Annotated in this window: 17 protein-coding genes; 8 read left to right on the forward strand and 9 right to left on the reverse strand. The window is 42.4% G+C overall.

Annotated elements, in window-relative coordinates:
* From tssI to HKI82_RS16685, 5 genes are all read left to right on the forward strand, one after another.
* Window positions 1-1839, forward strand: a 1839-nt coding sequence (tssI, locus tag HKI82_RS16665; protein WP_171138622.1) for a type VI secretion system tip protein TssI/VgrG, incomplete at its 5' end; no start/stop codon positions are given.
* Window positions 1839-2615 carry a DUF4123 domain-containing protein gene (locus HKI82_RS16670; protein WP_171138623.1) on the forward strand — a complete coding sequence of 259 codons (777 nt, stop codon included), beginning with the start codon at window positions 1839-1841 and terminating at the stop codon, window positions 2613-2615. The genes tssI and HKI82_RS16670, both read left to right, overlap by 1 nt.
* Window positions 2612-4708 (forward strand): phospholipase effector Tle1 domain-containing protein, encoded by a 2097-nt coding sequence (locus HKI82_RS16675; RefSeq protein ID WP_171138624.1) that lies wholly within the window; start codon window positions 2612-2614, stop codon window positions 4706-4708. Before HKI82_RS16670 ends, HKI82_RS16675 begins: the two co-directional genes overlap by 4 nt.
* A complete protein-coding gene (locus HKI82_RS16680; RefSeq protein ID WP_171138625.1) occupies window positions 4698-5453 on the forward strand; it encodes a DUF2931 family protein in 756 nt (251 codons plus the stop codon). The genes HKI82_RS16675 and HKI82_RS16680 overlap by 11 nt, the downstream gene beginning before the upstream one ends.
* Window positions 5454-5708: 255 nt before the next feature.
* Window positions 5709-6251 (forward strand): glutathione peroxidase, encoded by a 543-nt coding sequence (locus tag HKI82_RS16685; protein ID WP_171138626.1) that lies wholly within the window; start codon window positions 5709-5711, stop codon window positions 6249-6251.
* A gap of 58 nt (window positions 6252-6309) precedes the next feature.
* On the opposite strand, the gene HKI82_RS16690 is transcribed toward HKI82_RS16685, so the two are convergent.
* From HKI82_RS16690 to HKI82_RS16700, 3 genes are all read right to left on the reverse strand, one after another.
* Window positions 6310-6759 (reverse strand): EF-hand domain-containing protein, encoded by a 450-nt coding sequence (locus HKI82_RS16690; protein ID WP_171138627.1) that lies wholly within the window; start codon window positions 6757-6759, stop codon window positions 6310-6312.
* Between the two features lie 169 nt (window positions 6760-6928).
* Window positions 6929-7624 carry a hypothetical protein gene (locus tag HKI82_RS16695; protein ID WP_171138628.1) on the reverse strand — a complete coding sequence of 232 codons (696 nt, stop codon included), beginning with the start codon at window positions 7622-7624 and terminating at the stop codon, window positions 6929-6931.
* 281 nt (window positions 7625-7905) lie between these two features.
* On the reverse strand, window positions 7906-9066 hold the full coding sequence (locus HKI82_RS16700; protein ID WP_171138629.1) for a benzoate/H(+) symporter BenE family transporter: 1161 nt from the start codon (window positions 9064-9066) through the stop codon (window positions 7906-7908).
* A 98-nt stretch (window positions 9067-9164) separates the two neighbouring features.
* Here HKI82_RS16700 and HKI82_RS16705 point away from each other — a divergent pair, with 98 nt between their 5' ends.
* The 3 genes from HKI82_RS16705 to HKI82_RS16715 all read left to right on the forward strand — a co-directional run bounded on the left by HKI82_RS16705 (window position 9165) and on the right by HKI82_RS16715 (window position 10889).
* Window positions 9165-9707 carry a helix-turn-helix domain-containing protein gene (locus HKI82_RS16705; protein ID WP_171138630.1) on the forward strand — a complete coding sequence of 181 codons (543 nt, stop codon included), beginning with the start codon at window positions 9165-9167 and terminating at the stop codon, window positions 9705-9707.
* 326 nt (window positions 9708-10033) lie between these two features.
* Window positions 10034-10552, forward strand: a complete 519-nt coding sequence (locus HKI82_RS16710; protein WP_171138631.1) for a YgjV family protein — start codon at window positions 10034-10036, stop codon at window positions 10550-10552.
* Between the two features lie 13 nt (window positions 10553-10565).
* Window positions 10566-10889, forward strand: coding sequence for a cupin domain-containing protein (locus tag HKI82_RS16715; RefSeq protein WP_171138632.1), 324 nt, complete (start codon window positions 10566-10568; stop codon window positions 10887-10889).
* 125 nt (window positions 10890-11014) lie between these two features.
* Here the strand turns inward: HKI82_RS16715 and HKI82_RS16720 are convergent, their stop codons facing one another.
* From HKI82_RS16720 to HKI82_RS16745, 6 genes are all read right to left on the reverse strand, one after another.
* Window positions 11015-11362: a helix-turn-helix domain-containing protein gene (locus HKI82_RS16720; RefSeq protein ID WP_102942434.1), complete on the reverse strand. Its 348-nt coding sequence runs from the start codon at window positions 11360-11362 to the stop codon at window positions 11015-11017.
* Window positions 11363-11588: 226 nt separating this feature from the next.
* Entirely contained in the window at window positions 11589-12377 is a 789-nt protein-coding gene (kdgR, locus tag HKI82_RS16725) for a DNA-binding transcriptional regulator KdgR (RefSeq protein ID WP_102942433.1), read from the reverse strand.
* Between the two features lie 314 nt (window positions 12378-12691).
* The gene (locus HKI82_RS16730; protein WP_171138633.1) at window positions 12692-14662 is read right to left on the reverse strand and encodes a methyl-accepting chemotaxis protein; all 1971 of its coding nucleotides are present in this window, start codon (window positions 14660-14662) and stop codon (window positions 12692-12694) included.
* 63 nt (window positions 14663-14725) lie between these two features.
* The gene (locus HKI82_RS16735) at window positions 14726-16414 is read right to left on the reverse strand and encodes a dipeptide ABC transporter ATP-binding protein (RefSeq protein ID WP_171138634.1); all 1689 of its coding nucleotides are present in this window, start codon (window positions 16412-16414) and stop codon (window positions 14726-14728) included.
* Complete coding sequence (locus tag HKI82_RS16740; protein ID WP_171138635.1) at window positions 16414-17574, reverse strand: ABC transporter permease; 1161 nt, start codon at window positions 17572-17574, stop codon at window positions 16414-16416. The genes HKI82_RS16735 and HKI82_RS16740 overlap by 1 nt, the downstream gene beginning before the upstream one ends.
* A 2-nt stretch (window positions 17575-17576) precedes the next feature.
* Window positions 17577-18584, reverse strand: a complete 1008-nt coding sequence (locus HKI82_RS16745) for an ABC transporter permease (protein WP_171138636.1) — start codon at window positions 18582-18584, stop codon at window positions 17577-17579.
* Window positions 18585-18608 lie beyond the last annotated feature (24 nt).

Genomic DNA, 18608 nt, shown 5'->3' on the forward strand with positions numbered 1-18608 from the left:
AACGGAGAGGAGGTTCAGCAGGTCAACGGCATCGTTCGAAGTTTCAGCCAAGGTGACACTGGGCACTCGCACTCTTACTATTCCGTCACGCTAGTTCCCTCATTAGAGCGTTTGTCGCTGCGCCAGAATTGCAGGATTTTTCAGTTAAAAACCGTTCCTGAAATCATCACCCTGTTATTGAATGAAATGGGCATCAGTGATGTTGTCTTTACCTTGAAACAACCCAAAAAGAAGCGTGAGTTTTGTGTTCAATACCGTGAAAATGACTTGGCTTTCGTGCAAAGACTCGCAGCAGAAGAAGGCATCGTTTACCACTTCGCCCATAAAGATGGTAAACACACGTTATTTTTTAACGATGACAGCAATACTCAACCAAAGCTCAATACGCCAATTCCTTACAATGCTGCCGCTGGTGGGACGGCGGATTCCACCTACGTTTTTTCTCTCATCAAGAGCACTCAATCCGATGTTTCTGAGGTTCAGCTTTCTGACTATAGCTTCAAAAAGCCCGATTATCTGTTCAGCCAAACTAGCGCTGGCACTGAAATGGATGACCGACAAAGATACGAACACTTTGATTTTCCGGGACGATTCAAAGACAACGAAAACGGCAAAGCTTACAGCCAAGCTCGATTAAGCTTTTTGCGCAGAGAAGCGAAGACAGCAATTGCGAAAAGCAACGAGCCAGCCCTTCAAGCGGGATATAAATTTGATTTAGAAGAGCATCTGGATGACACCAATAATCGAGATTGGCTGGTGGTTTATGCTCAACATTCCGCAACCCAGCCACAAGCACTAGAAGAAGCTGGTGGACATGGCGCGACCACATACTCAAACCAACTCAAACTGATTCCTGCACACATACACTGGCAAGCTACGCCAATGGCGAAACCTCAAGTGGACGGCCCCTGTATTGCCACCGTCGTCGGGCCTGAAGGCGAAGAGATTTTCTGTGATGAACACGGACGTGTAAAACTTCACTTCCCATGGGACAGATACTCCAAAGGAGACGAACACAGTTCTTGTTGGGTTCGAGTATCGCAAAGCTGGGCTGGAAGCCAATACGGTGTCATAGCGGTTCCACGCATAGGCCATGAAGTGATTGTCTCTTTCTTAAATGGCGACCCTGACCAACCTATCGTGACAGGGCGTACCTATCACGCAACAAACACCCCACCCTACTTGCTGCCGGAGAACAAAACCAAAACCGTTATCCGCACTGAAACCCATAAAGGGACAGGATTCAACGAGCTCAGTTTTGAAGACCAAGCCAACCAGGAAAAAATCTATCTTCATGCTCAAAAAGATTATGAAGCCGATGTTCTCAATGATCATTCAACCCACATAAAACACGACAAGCACTTAACGGTAGATAACGACCAATTTAGCTATATCAAAAACAACCAGCACACCACTGTAAACGGAGAAAGACGCTTAAAGGTCGGGAAAGACTTCACCCAAATAATATACGGTAACCATCACCATAAAGTGGGTAGCCTGTATGCCACTATCGCAGGAAGTGAAATTCACTTACAAAGTGGCAGCAAAATAGTCATTGAAGCAGGAGCAGAAATCACATTTAAAGCCGCTGGTAGTTTCGTCAAAATAGACGCTTCTGGTGTCAGTATCGTAGGCTCAGCCATCAACCTGAATTCCGGCGGTCGTGCAGGTAAAGGAAGCGGATATCAAGGTCAGCATCCCATACTTCCGAATGGTGTTGAAAACCGACAGCCTCCAACACAAGGCTCCAGCCAAGTCTCGTATCAGCAACTTATGAACGCGGAAAATAATCACGTACCGGCAGTTAAAACATGCCCGCTAGTAAAAGAGAATAACTGATGAAAGAGTGGATATTAAATCATGCAAATCACGTCTACTGGTTGGTTACCGCTGATCTATTTAAAAAAGCACTCAATGAAAACATGCCTATAGATGAGGCCATTCCCCTGTTCTGCCTCAATACATTCAAAGACTTGATGTCGCTGTCACCTTGGCTTGTACCTGCTGAATCGTTAACAGTTCTAGATGAAAAACTTATTCAACAAGGATTACTGCTGAAATCTGATTACCCTACAAATGAAGTGTTGAACCATCTGCGCAGCCTGCTGCTTGCGGGCTTAGACGGTGAAGAGGTTCTTTTTAGATTTTATGACCCTATGGTCATTGCGCCCATGTTAAATCTGATGCAAGAGTCAGAAAAATACCTTTTTATGGGAAACATTAAAACGTTACGGTATTGCCATCTCGAAACCACCATCACGTTGAACAATCCGCTACATGATTGCCATAAACAACATGAAGAACCTTGGTGGGTTATTCAACCTGAGCATTTAGTGAATTCCTATGACCTAGATATTCATTGCCAGATTTTAGATAGACGTTTTTGGAATGTCATACCCGAAGTCATTGAGGCTAACGTTACTTCCAATATCATCATTAAAGACGCACTTATCTATGCATCAAATCAGCAGTGGTCTAGTGATGACGCTGAACTCTATGCTCTTTCGCGACTGCTTGAGACAAGCAACGCTTCTATCGCAGACATAACCCAAAAATTCCACTTATCCAGCATTGAGACTACCGCATTAGTAAAATTTAGTGAGGTTAGAACATGAGTACACTGGGCGTTAACAGTTGTTGCCTCAGTTGCGAACAATATAAAGACTGGATAGAAATTGTGATTCGTGATGAACACAATAAGCCCTTCCCAAACATAAAAGGCATCCTCACAGGTGCTTGTGGTGCTACTTATCCAATCACTGTTGGAGAACAGCCAATCTTTTTAAAATCATTAGCTTCAGGTCGTGTGTCCATAACACTAGAAAACGATTTGTGGCTAGAAGCGACTCAAAGCCGTTTACCAGCAGAAGAGAAAAACAAAGGTATAAAGGATTGGCTAAGTTTACATCCACATGGTTACAACCAAAGTGCTTGGAAGAGTCAAAACTTAACTTTGGGAGACTTCATTCAACTAGAACCAAATCAAGAAATCCCTAAACGTCACCTCGCAAATGCATGTGAAACACCAAATATTGTCACAGGCAAGAGTCACTATATAGCCATTCAAGGGTGTCGATATATCACTTTACGTCTGGGAGTGTTTTTTGATGGCACAGCAAACAACACCTACAGTGCCAAATGGGGCAAAAAGCAACTCGATAAACATGTGAATCTTTGGAAAGCATCGTATGAGGCTTCACACGCCATACTACGTGACAAGGGGATATTTAAGGAACAACTATCGGCCGTAGAGCTAATAGATAAATGTTTTGAATACCCTCCAGAAATAGAAAAACTTGAATGTGCTAGCGCAAAAAACGAACTCACCAATATTCAAAAGCTATTTGATTTATACAGAAATAATGAATTCAGTAATAACAAAGATGCTTACTATCATGCTCAATACATAACAGGTATTGGCACAGGAAACAGTACAGAGATAGCTCCTGCTGATGAAGATCAAGCACGCGGTCAAGGCATGGGTATAGGTAAATACGGAGTCTTGGAGAAAGTTAAAACTGGTATAGAACAAATCTGTAGTCAAATGGAACAAATCATTCTAAATGTAGAAAGAAAGTACGCGCTAGATGGGTTTCATAAAGTTGAGTTCGATGTTTTCGGATTCAGTCGAGGCGCTGCGGCGGCAAGACACTTTATAAACGACGTTCTAGATTCTACTGAGGGCTTATTCCAGAAATCGTTTTCCGCAACATGTAAATCATACAAGCTCGATATGACTCATAATTTCGACTGGAATAGTAACGAACATTGCTGCATTGCCTTTGCGGGATTGTTTGATACCGTCGCGGCTGTGGCAAACTTTTGGGAGCTGGACTTTTCGGCACATGATAATGATAACGGCCCTATCAAACTATGGTTAAATCCCGACCGCGTAGCGAAAGCCGTTCATCTGGTAGCTAGTAGCCATACTGAATACCGCCACAACTTCAGTGTTAACTTATTAAATAAAGCACCGCACTTTGATGAATTAGTGGTACCGGGCGCACATTCAGATATAGGGGGAGGTTACCATTCTAGACAAGCGTTTAGTGATAAAAGCTACTTACTTCCGTTACTCGAAAACCAATTAATTAAGTCGATCTCAAAAGACAATATTCCCCGCTTTGAGGAAACACGCATAGTTAATTCAATGCTATCCCGGCTAGAAAAATCAAAGCAATTCGACCAGTCACATGGCTGGAGTAAAGACAGCTATCTTATACCTAAACATAAAATTCGTTTTGCAGCCAAAGACAATAAGTATGCAGAAGCGAGGTTACTGTATCGCAACTGTACAGAAGGCGATTTATCTCGTTTGTACTTAAGAGTGATGTTCGGACTTGCTGAACACGCAGGAGTACCTATGAATGACAGAGATGAAACTACTGATGTTTGGAATTGTACTGAAAGCTTACTTGGTCGACATCTCTACTATCCTATTTCAGAAAAAATGTCGTCTAAACACGAGTCAAGTCAGAGCTTCACTTTTAATACTTACTGCCAAAAGATCTTGGAGTTAGCAAAAAAAGGACAGATTGAGAAATTGCGCAATGAATTCTCTCAGACTGACCTAACAAAAACATTTCGTTCGTTAAACCTTGTACACCATTCATCAGATGAAAGTATTAGTAGCGGCGTTATCAAGCCATTCAAGCCCAACTTAGTTGGTAACAGTTATATGCGTGAGGAATATGATTGTGAACGTTAGCTTAAAATGTATATCTCTAATATTAATTGCTTCAAATGTTTCAGCATGTTCAGCCACTGACGACTTCCCTCAAGACGCACGATTCCATCCATGGAGAATTGGCGTCGTTATTCCATGGGTCTATGTTTCCGGTGTAACACAAGCTTACGGCATAAATGAGAAAAAAGACTGGACCAGTTTAATGCTTCCATATGGTCAGATGCTCAGTGATAGCAGACGAAACATCAATTACATTCGGGAAGATCTGCAACGGCAAGACTATGACGGATATGGAATTGCACTTGGACATTCAGACTTTACTCCTAACCAAATTGGCTTCGGTTACAAAACTCTGCCAGATGAACTCTATCTATATTGGAACTCAAGTTTCACTAATAGACATTACGCAACCGTGGTCAAAGTTACACCACAAATAAAAGCCGCCATGAAAAAGCCTTATCCACATCCAAGTTGGCGATTCGAAGGACAAAACTGCTATCAGACTACTTTTAAGTTCGGATTATTGCCCGATGGACGAGCAAAACTTTGGCTGGAGGGGTGCAATATTTATACGTATGTTGGAGTGTTTGCCCCCGCTCGCTCCGAGTTAAGAAGTCCAAATTGGACGAAAGAAACGTCAAGTGCTTATCACGCGGCTAAACAGGAAGGTCTAACTATAGAACCAATACCTTGGGAAAAAGTTGACAAAGTCTGGTACAACGAAAAAAGGGATAAAATGCAAACACTTGAAGAAGCGTTGAAGTAGATAATTCAAACGCCTCTTCGTTAATCGGATAGAATGCTCTCTATTCTTATGTCTCTCTAACAACATTACTTGAATACTCTATAAATCGGTTCGTGTTTAACTCGTTCAACAACTTATCATTGCTCACAATATAATTGTGCGATACCTTGATGTTGTAAACGTTAATCAGACTTGAAGTCTCAGCTATTGCCGCTAAAACTTCATTGAGAAAATAAGAAACTAAAAGCACTTCAACCGGAATACAAGGACAGAATAATGAGCTCAATTTATGATATTGATTTAGTGACAATTGAAGGTAAACAACAAAAACTGGCTGACTTTAAAGGTAAAGCACTGCTGATCGTTAACACTGCTTCTGAATGTGGCCTCACACCTCAATATGAAGGTCTAGAAAAGCTTTACCAAGCTGAAAAAGAAAATGGATTGGAAGTTCTTGGCTTCCCATGTAATCAGTTTGGCGCACAAGAACCAGGTCAAGAGGCAGATATTCAGTCATTTTGCAGCATGCGTTTTGGCGTGACTTTTCCTTTATTTAGCAAAGTCGAAGTTAACGGTGAAGGTCGTCATCCTCTTTACCAACATCTGTTTTCTGCTCAACCAGAGCGTACTACTGCGCCAGAAAGCGGTTTTGTAGAAAAGCTTAAAGGCTACGGTATTGAAGCGAAAGAAGGCGATATTCTATGGAACTTTGAAAAGTTTCTTGTAAGCAAAGATGGCGAAGTTATTGGTCATTTTGCTCCAGATATGACTCCAGACCACGAAATTCTATCTAAGGCGATTGAAAAAGCCCTCGCATAATTTTTCGCCTAACATATAAACCCCCTGAACCATCAAGTTCAGGGGGGCTGTTTACTACCTAATTCGTTTTATTGCCTTTTCCGTTGCTGTTGTTGTTACCACCACCGTTTTCATTTTTGGATTTATTGCGGTTAGTTTTTTCCTCTTTATACATCTTCATTTCGCCCGTCCCGTTACCAGGGTTTGAATAACGACTATGGGCCGCAAATTCTTCTTGGGTAATTACGCCATCTTTGTTCTTATCGAATGAAGCAAATGCACTGACTGAGTCTCTCTTATTCATTTGTTTTGCATTCGCAGTCGAGTTGTTCCCTTGATTCATTTGCATGGGCATGCTTGAACGATATGTATCCAGTTCAGACATACTGATCACACCGTCACCATCGGTGTCTACGCTCTCAAATGATGGCATCATTCGCATTGGTCGAGTATCTGTCTCTTCACTCGCCAAACTGTTAACAGACAATACGCTCGCACACACTAGTAATCCGACACTTAGTTTGTTCATAGTTAGGTCCCTACTCATGACTAAAGACCCTTTAATAATAGAATAGTTAGCGCTAAATGTAGGGCTCTGGATGAAGTTAATAGCGTTAAAAATAAAGAATGGAAGCAGAGTTTAAAAAGGCCTATGATTTCTCCCAAAACCAGAGGCCTTAAAGCGAATGAATACTAGATTATTTTGACTCTACAAATTCCAGTTTGGTGCCCGGAAATACCTGAACGATATAGCGGCTCGTTGTATAGATGAGAAGAGCAATACCCAACATTTCCAGAGTTTCTTCACAGGTGTAACTCATGGCATAGATGAATGAATCTGTTCCCGATTTCTGCGCGATCACACCACCCAGCAGTTCGAGCCCTAACGACCCTGATAGGAAAACAACACCAGAGAGCACATATAAACCTAACATGTTTCTTGGCAGATTCAGTAGAAATCTAAAATAAGCGATACCTAATACAATCGCCAGGATGCCATATGGGATCACCCAAGCGAAATAGAACACGCCCGACGTATGCAAAGTCTCTCTCACTGGGCCAACGAGCATTTCATGAAACTCTGATGACTCATCTATTGATAAAAAGATAAAGATAAACGCTAAGCCAAACCAAGGAAAACTAGATTCCTTTCTCACCCGATGCATATAGCCAACCAACGCAAGTAGACTACTTGCAACAAACATCGCAAATGAAGAATACAAGGTTGGAATGTTCATTTCTGTATCAACATCGACAAGACGAATAAAGCTCTTAATATGAGGGAAATGCAGATAGAACCGAGCATAAACACCAACCAAGTTGGCAATAACAAGAAGGACGATTATAAATAGAAACGTCAAAAATATAGACTTGGGATTTAACTTCACACTCACTGCGGTTCTCCACCTATATGCTGGTTCAATAAGTTAAGTCAGTTCTATTAAATATGTAACCAGACACACATTCTTTTTCGTGTAGTAATCCTAGCTAACTCATTAATGTACCGTCTAGAAATTTCTAGTATTAATTCAATTAATAGCAATATTAAGAATGTAGAACTCTAGAACAATCACACACCCGTTACTGCAAAACTCGATAGATCATTTGAGGACAGTTTTTGAATAGTTCTAAATCACTATAAGCTCTCGCAAGCAAAAACCTTTGCAGCAATCATCTACACTTTCTTGGCTATAAAGTGTAGATGCAACAGCCCTACAACTAAGCCCCACACCACAGAACCAACCCCAAGGAATGTCACTCCAGACAAGGTGATCAGAAATGTGTATAGCGCGGATTCACGAATATTTTCTTCTTTAAAAGCCGTCTGAAAACACATCAGTAAGGTACCTAGCAAGGCGAGACCTGCAAGAATCTGCGTCACTTCTTTAGGCAGAGCTAGGAACGTTGCCACCACCGTGGTCGCCCAAACACCGGCTATCAAATAAAAGATGCCTGCCCAAATCACAGCACGATATCTTTGAGCGGGATCTTCATCGACTTCTTTGTTCATACAAATCGCCGCGGATATCGCGGCTAAATTCACGCTAAAGCCGCCTATAGGTGCAAACAGAATATTGGCTAAACCACTACCAAGAAGCAACGGCTTGACTGGAACTTCATAAGAGTGCGATCTCATCATGGCAATACCGGGTAAGTTTTGAGAAAGCATAGTAATGATATAAAGCGGAAAACTCAGGTTGATCATCGCTGCAATACTAAAACTCGGCGTGATCCACTCCGGTCTTGCAAACGTCAGATCAATATTTTGATTATCGAATGCACCACTAATCACCGAATAAACAATACCAACAAGTAGCAATATCGCCATAGTGTACTGAGGCAGAAATCGCTTTCCTGCTAAAAACGCGGCAAACATACAGAAGAAGATAATAGGGTCTGTCATCACTGGGCTAAAGGTTTTCACACAGAACGAAAGCAAGATAGCTCCCAACATCGCAGTCGCCAACTGCGGAGGGATATTAGCCAGAGCTTTACTCAGTGGAGATATCAGCCCCGTTAATACAATCAATAAGCCAGATATGACAAATGCGCCTAGCACCACTGACACTTCATATTGTCCTACTGCAGCTACCAGCATAGCCGCTCCCGGCGTTGACCAAGCCGTTAAAATTGGCTTCTTGAAATACCAGGAAAAGGCAATCGAAGTGAAGCCCATTGCAAGTCCAAGAGCCAGCAACCAACTCTCTATTTGAGAAGAAGTAGCACCTGCGGCCGTTGCAGCTTGAATAATTATCACCACTGAACTGGTGTAACCCACTAATACTGCGGTAAAGCCTGCCGAAACGTGACTTAAATTAAACATTCCTTTTTGCATTTCATACCCTTTTCCTAGAAATCCTTTTGGTCGTGCGTTATAACGTACGTAGCTGAGAATATCATCGTGCGTTATAACGCACAACAAGGATTTTATTTGTGGATGACACCATTTTCAAAACTCAAATAGCCAACTACTTACGTGCTCTAAGAACAAACAAAGGGTTGAGTTTAGATGCAGCATCAAAGCTAACTGGCGTTTCAAAAGCTATGCTTGGGCAGATAGAAAGAGGCGAATCAAGCCCAACCATTTCAACACTTTGGAAGATTGCCAGTGGATTAGAAACCTCATTTTCAGCTTTCTTTGCGGATGAACCAGAGCTACGAAGCAGTGAACTGACCTTTCCTGACGATCCAAAAATGAAAGTAAATACGTTGTTCCCCTTTAAGGAAGACGCTGGATTTGAAATGTTCGAAATAACCTTAATCGATCAGCATCAACAGATGTCGGCAGCCCATGATGTAGGGGTAATAGAGCATGTCCACGTTCTAAGTGGTGAACTAACTCTCTACTTTGAGGGGCAATGGCACCTTATTGGTCAAGGAGAGAGCATTCGTTTCATGGCAGATCAACCCCATGGCTATCAAGCGGTTACAGATAAGGCTGTATTTCAGAACATAGTCTGTTATCCAAGAAGATAGGTAGCTTTATATCTAAGCGCTGATTTAAAAAAGTTAATCACTCATACATTATTGAAAAGGCGTTTTAATATTAATTGTAATTAATGTGATTTTTGTATATCGTACCAACGATAAAACACTCAGATACTGATGAATAGTAGTTTACTTAGCGTTTCTAAGTACTTATTAAAATTGCATTTGATAAGCATCAGTTGGAAGAGTGGATAGCAAAATGGCTCGCTGAGCATGTCAAAAGGTAAGCATCAAGCGCAGTCCATTTGAAAAGGGTTCTGAGTAATTTTTATGATTTGCTCAGTTGTCTATTACTTTTCGAGTGTGAGAGTTTGATGGATTTTTCTTTTGCTCAGGCTTTAGGGTTAGTCAGTTTTGCTTTGGGTATATCAACGTTTTATCAAAAAGATGACCGTAAATTGAAAATCATTATGTTGATTTTCAATATGAACCATCTGTTGCATTACTTGTTACTCGGTTCAATGACTTCTGCTTTAAGTGCTGCCTTATCTGCCGCAAGGACCGGGACATCGATTTATACTTCCTCTAGATATGTTGCCGCTGTCTTTATAGTTTTGGGGCTAAGTTTAGGGTTAAGTATCTCAAACCACTGGTGGGACATGTGGCCGATTGTTGGAACCGTTATCGGAACATTCGCTGTATTTATGCTTAGAGGGATAGCGATGCGCATTGCCTTCTTAGTTGGAGGAGTCTGCTGGTTAATCAACAATATAATCGTCGGTTCGATTGGTGGAACCATGCTTGAAGCGACCTTGATTTGCGTTAACTTGCTGACCATGTATCGCTTAGTTAGAGACGAAAAGAAAGCAGCAATTCCATCAGAAGTTATATAAGAAAGGACAAGCTATGTTCGTATACAACAAAGACGTGAAATTGGAAGATCTTGGCAATGGTATATCTCGCAAAATTCTTGCATACAGCGAGAACATCATGAGCGTAGAAGTCTATTTTGAAAAAGGTGCGGTCGGTTATCTACACAACCATCCGCACGAACAACTGACTTATGTTCTTTCCGGCGAATTCGAATTTACTATCGGTGATGAAAAGAAAATCGTAAAAGCAGGAGACGCGCTCTACAAAGAACCAAACGTAATGCACGGCTGTGTTTGTTTAGAAAAAGGCGTCTTGCTGGATAACTTTACGCCGATGCGTAAAGACTTTATCTCCTGATCAAAAGTTTATTAAAACAACGATATGACAACGCCCTCGAAATAGGGAAACATCGATCTCCTTGCCAGTCTTTTCGACTGGCTTTTTTACGAATCTACAACCTTAGATCTTGTAAAATCTCTTCCTTACTTCGCGACATGTACATATTCAATAATGACTTGATTGCCTTCCACGTGCACTTTCTGAATCTCACCATCCACACTGACTCGGTTCTGCAAATAAACGACAGACTCCCCTCTTCCACTCTTCTGTCTCAACGTTGGTAATACGTTTTCCGGTTCAACGTGTAAGTGTTTACAGAACTTTGTCACGAATGACATAGATAAAGGCTCGGTACCACGTAGAAGATTTGAAAACTCAACTTGGCTTACGCCAAGGCGTTTGGTTATTTCCATTTGGGTAAGATGCATTTTCGCTTTTTGCGACATCCATACATCATATAAGGCTCTTCTATCTTCTTGGCAAAATTCCATGTCATATCTCTTAAAACATCACTCAAACATATAAGTACAATGCCAAATCATCATAAGAAAAATGTCAGTCCAGAGTGAGATTCTGCCCAAGACTTTGGCAATTTCCGTTCATTTTGCTGTTGTAATATCTGAAGGAAAGAATCTGTTTAATATTTATGCAGCCCAAAGTAAAAAAACCGCGTATAGCTAAGGCTATACGCGGCTTCTATTTATTAAAGGTTGTTAATTAGTCTGCATAAGGATAATCATCACAGCCTAGCTTCTTAGAAATACGTCGAGCAGCAGCATGCAGCTCAGTAACATATTCCACTTTCTTCTCTTCGGTAAAACGTATGGTTGGAAGAGAAATACTCAAACCCGCGATCACTTGATGGAAGCGGTCGTATACAGGTACGGCAATACAGCGTAAGCCGATTTCTTGTTCTTCGACATCTTCTGCAAAACCTTGCTCTTTTACCAGCGCCAGCTCAACGAGTAAAGAATCCACGTCTTTGTGCGTGCGCTCTGTTGTTTGAACAAACTCAACCTCAGAAAGAATGTCGCGAACTTCCTGTTCAGGTCGAGGAGATAGCAATACTTTACCAATTGCCGTGGAATAAAGCGGATTGCGGCGTCCAATACGAGACTGCATACGCAAGTTGTATTTAGAATCCAACTTATGCACATAAATAATGCTATCACCATCCAGAGCACCCAAATGAAGGGCTTCCATAGTCAGGTCAGAGATACGACGCATTTCCATGTTCGCTATCTCCACCAAATCCACATACTCAAGTGCAGCAGAACCAAGTTCAAACAGCTTAAGAGTTAACGAATAGTTCTCTGTTTCACCTTCTTGAGAAACATAACCAAGAGATTTCATCGTTTGCAGAAAACGATATACCGTACTTTTAGACATCATTAATCTTTGAGCTAACTCGCTGATGCCAATATCTTTCTGCGTCGCAAGTGCCTGCAAAATACCAAATGTCTTCATTACGGATGAAACAGATTCGGGTTGCTTGTCAGCTGTCATCTTGTCTTACCTATTATTTATATTCATTTTTATCGACATACTCTTTATCGCCCAATAAGCAGTTGGCATGAGTTCGATTCAGATAGAATGCCGCCTAGAGCAGCTTTCAAAAAAACTGAAACACGTTTCCAAACAATTAAACGTCCACCCGTTAATTTAAAATAATGTGCTCAAAAAAAATAGGGTTCAGTTATCTTTTTTCACAATTAATCACCTAACTGGACAGTTTTAGTGATTTTCATAGCCTTTTCAACAAAAAATGGCTGATAGTCAAGAAATTACATACAATTTCATCAACATTATCCACTTTAAGCTCAGATCACATAGTCACTGACTAAGGCTCGTTGTTTAGAAGAGACTTGTTTGATCTCACTGACGCTATTTGAAAGCGCTTCAACGCTCTTGGTATTGCTTTGAGCACTGATTTTAATCGCTGCCAACTTTTCAACCATGTCATGACTAGTTGTTAGTTGTTGTGACGTTGCAACAGATATCGCATGGGACATCTCGGCAGCAGTATCGATGCACAGTTTTACTTCCTTCACCGCATCATAAGAGATTTGAGAGCTGTGAGTGGCTTCTAACATGCTACTTTTACATTGTTGAATAAGTTGCACCGATTGAGAAACACTTTGTTGCAGCGATTGGATGTTGCCCAAAATACCGTTGGTTGATTGAGTGGTATTCGTCGCTAATTGGCGAACTTCATCAGCGACAACGGCAAAGCCACGACCATGTTGCCCAGCCCTAGCTGCCTCTATCGCTGCATTCAATGCGAGTAGATTTGTTTGATCGGCAATTTCTTCAATCATCGCAAGAGCAGATTCTATTTGCTTGGCATCCTTTACTAAATGGTCAATTGTTTCTACCGCTTGATCGAGCAACATTGAAGTCGATGCAATGCACTGGTCATTAAGCTTAATGTGTTCATAACCTTTTTGAGATTCATCAACCGCTAGTGCCATTCTGTCACTGGTCGCTTTGGCCTGCTGAGCCACATGCTTGATAACGCCCTCCATCTCTTCTGTTAATGACGCAACTTCATCGGTCAGCTCTACTTGTTTTTTGAGCGCTTGTTCCGTTTGGCGAGCATGAACGCTGTTATGTTCGACGACTTCATTTAGGGTATGAGAGGATTGTTGTAGTTGCCCTAATAATCCACATTGCAGTTCACGAACCGACTCTACATGCTTAGCTAACCATGCCATTTCTCTACTTTTGCTATACGTAGCTTGTAAAGTGAGATCGCGGTTGGCCATCGAATTTAAAACCGCTCTTAATGCCTTTAATCCTGATTGAATGTTTCGAGAAGTCGCGATGACAAGCCCCAATGACAGTAACCCCACGGCAACGATGAAGGCAACCAACTGCAATATATAGCGACTTTGTTGTTCTTTTACTTCCAATACCTTGTTTTGGGCTTGAACGATTACAACATCTCTAAACGCCTCTAAAGCATTGATTTGTTCTCGCACATGAAAAGAGAGGTTTTGAGTAATACTTTTCTCTTCAGCGGACAACTTGATCATCTGTAAATGATTGAAAACCACGCCATCATGCTCTGTGCTATGCGCTAGCAGTGATTCAATTAGCTTAAGATTTCTTTTAGACACGCTACTACTGCGTTCGGCAAGCTCCGCAACCATAGCCATAATTTGTCTAGCCACACCTTTGTTCTTGGCGAAAAAAGTTTCAACCTCTTCTAGATTGTTTGAATCCAATGCATTGTCTGTATCGAACATCAGAGAATCCAAGCGGCTACTTAAGTTCTCCACTATCATTGTGCTGTTCATATCTTTTTCAGTAGCGATCAAGGTATAAATAAAGCGTTTCACTTGTGACGAGAGTAAACGGTAGTTTTGACTAAGATTTTGCTGTTCTGATGTTAATTCTCCGTGAGTCTCCATCAGTGTCATCAGACGTTGAAAATCTTGTTCAAAGGTTTCAGGCACCACCCACTGCAAACTTAAACCTTCGTGTATAGTGTCAATTTGGGTAATTTCTTGTTTTGAAAAATCGACGTGAACCAGAACGTGTTCACTGATCTCTTTCCATCTCTCAGAGTCAAAATGTGCGATGTCACTTTCCAACTCGACCAATTCAGTCTCAACGACGGACAAACGAGACAGCTCATCCATCGAGAATTTGCCGATGTAATCCAACTGATCCGTAATCTTCTGACTTTGCCAATAGCCGATGCCCCCTATCGCAGTAATAACCACCAGCAAAAGGCTAGTTACAAAATAGAACCTACCAACAATAGACATTTTGTTCCAAATATTCATGCTAGATCTCCAACGAAAGAAGCCTTCTCAATATCCCTAATGAGAAGGCTTTGAATGATAAAATTAAACAGATATTTCAGGCGCTAGTTCGGCAATGGGGACTGCTGCAATTAGCTGTTGTGTGTAAGCCTGTTTTGGATGGTAAATCACCTGTTCCACAGCGCCCTGTTCCACTATCTTGCCGTGTTGCAGTACTAACACTCTGTCACAAAAGTACTTCACCGTAGCAATGTCGTGGGTAATGAGGATGAATGCTGTTCCATATACGTTCTGGAACTCGATAAGCAAATCCAGAACCTGTGAACGCAGTGATACATCCAGTGCTGCCGTTGCTTCATCTGCAATGACCACTTTCGGAATAGTGACCAAAGCGCGAGCGATGACAATACGCTGCCTCTGGCCGCCCGAGAATGCGTGCGGATAACGGCTTGAGAACTGAGGTGGCAGCCCAACCCATTTCATGATGTTACGTACACGCTCTTCACGTTCCGCTTTGTTCATTTCAGTACGCAGTTTAATTAACGGCTCTTCGATGATATCGAATACCGTCATACGTGGATTTAACGACGACCAAGGGTCTTGGAATATCAATCGAAGATCTGCAAACAGCGGGTCACGCGCCACACGTTTATAATCGGATAGTTCAATATCAACATTGCCTTTTTCATCAACGTATTGAATCGTGCCGGATGTCGCTGGCGACATGCCAAGGATCGCTCGTCCTAAAGTACTCTTACCCGAGCCAGACTCGCCGACAATGCCCAACGATTCGCCTGGGTACAATTTAAGATGAGCATCATCAACCGCTGTCATTGTGCTCTTCTTTTGGAACATTTTTGCAGGCTTGTGGAATACTTTTGTTACGCCATTCAAATCCAGAATAGGTCGAACATCACTCCCTTCTTGCAAACGATACGGCACTTTCACCTTCGAAGGTTTTTCTAGGGATCGCGTCGCATCCATCAACTTTTGGGTGTATGGGTGCTCGGGACGTTCAAAGACTTGTCGAATATCTCCACACTCCACCACTTCGCCTTTTTCCATCACCACAACTCGGTCTGAAATCTGAGCAACAACACCAAGATCGTGAGTGATGAACAAGATTGCCATGCCTATTTCATCTTGAAGTTTCTTAAACAGAACTAAAATCTCTGCCTGAGTAGTAACGTCGAGAGCCGTTGTCGGTTCATCGGCGATTAGAACGTCAGGACGAGACGCAATGGCCATTGCAATTACAACACGTTGTCTCTGCCCACCCGATAATTCGAATGAGTATTTATTGATTAAGCTAGATGGCTCTGGCATCTGAACTTGCTCAAGCAACTCAATCGTTCTCATGTGCGCTTGTTGTTTCGTGATACTTGGTTCAACCAGACACAGAACTTCTTTGATTTGATCGCCGACAGTATGCACTGGGCTCAGAGCCGCCATCGGCTCCTGTGAAACCAGAGAAAAGTTGAAGCAGCGCAACGAACGCATACTCTTGCTGCGCGGATCGATTTGTGCAATGTCGATGACATCACCGGTTTCTGTGGTGTAAAGAATCTCACCGGAATCAATTCGACCTGGTTTATCCAACAACTGCATAATTGCAGACGAGGTTACCGACTTACCCGAGCCTGACTCGCCGATAACAGACAATGTTTCACCACGATACAAATCGAATGACACATTTTTAACTGCATGGAAGTGCTCCATACTGGTCGGAAAACTCACATTCAGGTTTTTAACTTGTAGAATTTTATCGCTCATTATTTTGCTCCTTGATCATGGTATGGGTCACAGGCATCACGCAGACCATCACCAACGAAGTTCATCGCCAGAATAACAATAATTACCGCTACCGCAGGAATGAGTAGCCAAGTAGCTTCAGCTAAAGCTCGAATGTTTTGTGCTTCTTGAAGTAGAACACCCCAACTCACCATCGGCGCTTGTAGACCTAAGCCAAGGAAGCTCAGTGCAGTCTCACCGAGAATCATCATAGGAATCGCAAGTGTTACCACAGCGATAATGTGACTCATGAAGTTTGGAGCCATGTAACGACGGATAATCTCAAACGGGCTATTGCCGTCCAACCAAGCCGCAGCTACATATTCTTCACCTCGTAATGACATGAAACGGCTGCGCACCACTCGCGCCATATCCGGCCAAGAAACTAACCCCAAAATGATGGTGATTAAGAAATATTTGGTTAGCGAGCTCCATTCCGCGGGAAGTGATGCCGATAGCGCCATCCACAATGGCAGTGTTGGTATCGATTTGATGAACTCAATCGTACGTTGAATGATGTTATCTACCGTGCCGCCGAAATAGCCCGACACACCACCGATCAAAATACCCAGAACAAATGTAGTGAATACCCCCATCAGACCCACAGATAACGAAATACGCGCACCATAAATAAGGCGTGACAACATATCACGTCCCATACGGTCAGAACCCAAGATGAAGAACGGTTTCTTGGTATCGTGTGGGACGATGAACTTGTAACTCATCGGGATAAAGCCCATCAGCTCATATGACTCAGTTTTGCCAAAGAACGAAAAATACACTTTAGTATCTGGGTCCAACTGATAATGCCTCTTTAAGGTGCGCTTATCTGTTTCGCTCTTGTAAAACTCCAAATGAGGAGCCCAGCGCCATCCATCATCCGTACTTTCAAACAAACTTACAGACTGTGGCGGAGCATAGGTATAGCGTCTCCAGTTATCACTTGGGTCAAAAGGTGCAAAGAACTCTGCAAACGCGGCAATAACGTAAACGATGATCAGAAACTTCATGCTGATCCATGCCAGCTTGTGCTGACGCATTTTCATGCCAATAAGCTGCCACTGGGTTGCAGTGCTTAAATCAATAGTTTTCTTGCGGCGCTTAAACAGATGCCCAAGATTACGAATAGCAGACGTAGTCATAATTAAAACTCCTTCGCAACGCCAACACGTACTCGAGGGTCAATCCAGTACAGTAAAAAATCAGAAATCAAGGTTCCAATGATGGTAAGAATGGACATGATCAATAGAACATCACCCGCAACATACATATCTTGAGAGCGTAATGAGGCAAGCATTAATGGACCAAGTGTTGGGATGTTCATTACCTGACTAACAATGATGTCTGCGCCGAGCAATGCAGGAAGCATCCAGCCGATAGTTGACACAATCGGAAGAACTGCAATACGAACAGGGTATTTCAAAATGAGTTTTGCTTCCGTTTGGCCTTTCGCTCGCGCTGTTTTTACATAAGGCTTTTTCAGTTCATCAAGTAAGTTCGCGCGCATGATACGAATAATGCCAGCCATACCAGCGGTACCGACAACGAGGATATAGATCCAGCTTCTTGAAGCAGCATCCATGAACTTTGCCCAAGACATTGGCTGGTCAAGATATGCATCGGAATATAATCCGGAAACCACAGTATCGAAGCTGTAGTAGCCAATCAGCAGCGCGACGATTGCAATCACAAAGTTAGGTGTCGCCATACCGATGAAACCAAAAATAGTAGCGACATAGTCGCCCCAAGAGTACTGACGTAACGCCGAATACATGCCAATCGGAATAGCGATTAAAAACTGGAAAATGAATACGGCTGCAGCGAGAGAAACCGTAGGCCATATACGCGGCTCTATCGTTTCCCATACAGACTGGTTAGTGGTTAACGATATGCCTAAATCGCCAGCTAATAACCCTGCAATCCAATTGATATAACGTTCACCCAGAGATTTATCCAGACCATACATTTCGCGCATGGTATGAATCATCTGTGGATCCACAGTTTGTCCCATCGCTTGAAGTTCAGCGATCTTGGCCGTAGCAAAATCGCCGGGAGGCAGATCTATGACGGCAAAAACGACAATTGATACGGCCAAAAGAGTGACGAATATCGACACCAGCCGCTTACCTGCAAACAGAAAAAAACTGTTCATTACTGTTCCTTAAATAGTGACACC

This window comes from Vibrio plantisponsor (assembly GCF_013041605.1).
GTDB classification, from domain to species: domain Bacteria; phylum Pseudomonadota; class Gammaproteobacteria; order Enterobacterales; family Vibrionaceae; genus Vibrio; species Vibrio plantisponsor.

Bases quoted from the DNA above. Each gene is read 5' to 3' on its own strand.
- HKI82_RS16700 (WP_171138629.1), bottom strand. From the start codon at position 9,066: ATGCAAAAAGGAATGTTTAATTTAAGTCACGTTTCGGCAGGCTTTACC.
- HKI82_RS16690 (WP_171138627.1), bottom strand. From the start codon at position 6,759: ATGAACAAACTAAGTGTCGGATTACTAGTGTGTGCGAGCGTATTGTCT.
- HKI82_RS16740 (WP_171138635.1), bottom strand. From the start codon at position 17,574: ATGACTACGTCTGCTATTCGTAATCTTGGGCATCTGTTTAAGCGCCGC.
- HKI82_RS16675 (WP_171138624.1), top strand. From the start codon at position 2,612: ATGAGTACACTGGGCGTTAACAGTTGTTGCCTCAGTTGCGAACAATAT.
- HKI82_RS16735 (WP_171138634.1), bottom strand. From the start codon at position 16,414: ATGAGCGATAAAATTCTACAAGTTAAAAACCTGAATGTGAGTTTTCCG.
- HKI82_RS16710 (WP_171138631.1), top strand. From the start codon at position 10,034: ATGGATTTTTCTTTTGCTCAGGCTTTAGGGTTAGTCAGTTTTGCTTTG.
- HKI82_RS16730 (WP_171138633.1), bottom strand. From the start codon at position 14,662: ATGAATATTTGGAACAAAATGTCTATTGTTGGTAGGTTCTATTTTGTA.
- kdgR (WP_102942433.1), bottom strand. From the start codon at position 12,377: ATGACAGCTGACAAGCAACCCGAATCTGTTTCATCCGTAATGAAGACA.
- HKI82_RS16685 (WP_171138626.1), top strand. From the start codon at position 5,709: ATGAGCTCAATTTATGATATTGATTTAGTGACAATTGAAGGTAAACAA.
- HKI82_RS16745 (WP_171138636.1), bottom strand. From the start codon at position 18,584: ATGAACAGTTTTTTTCTGTTTGCAGGTAAGCGGCTGGTGTCGATATTC.
- HKI82_RS16715 (WP_171138632.1), top strand. From the start codon at position 10,566: ATGTTCGTATACAACAAAGACGTGAAATTGGAAGATCTTGGCAATGGT.
- HKI82_RS16670 (WP_171138623.1), top strand. From the start codon at position 1,839: ATGAAAGAGTGGATATTAAATCATGCAAATCACGTCTACTGGTTGGTT.
- HKI82_RS16720 (WP_102942434.1), bottom strand. From the start codon at position 11,362: ATGGAATTTTGCCAAGAAGATAGAAGAGCCTTATATGATGTATGGATG.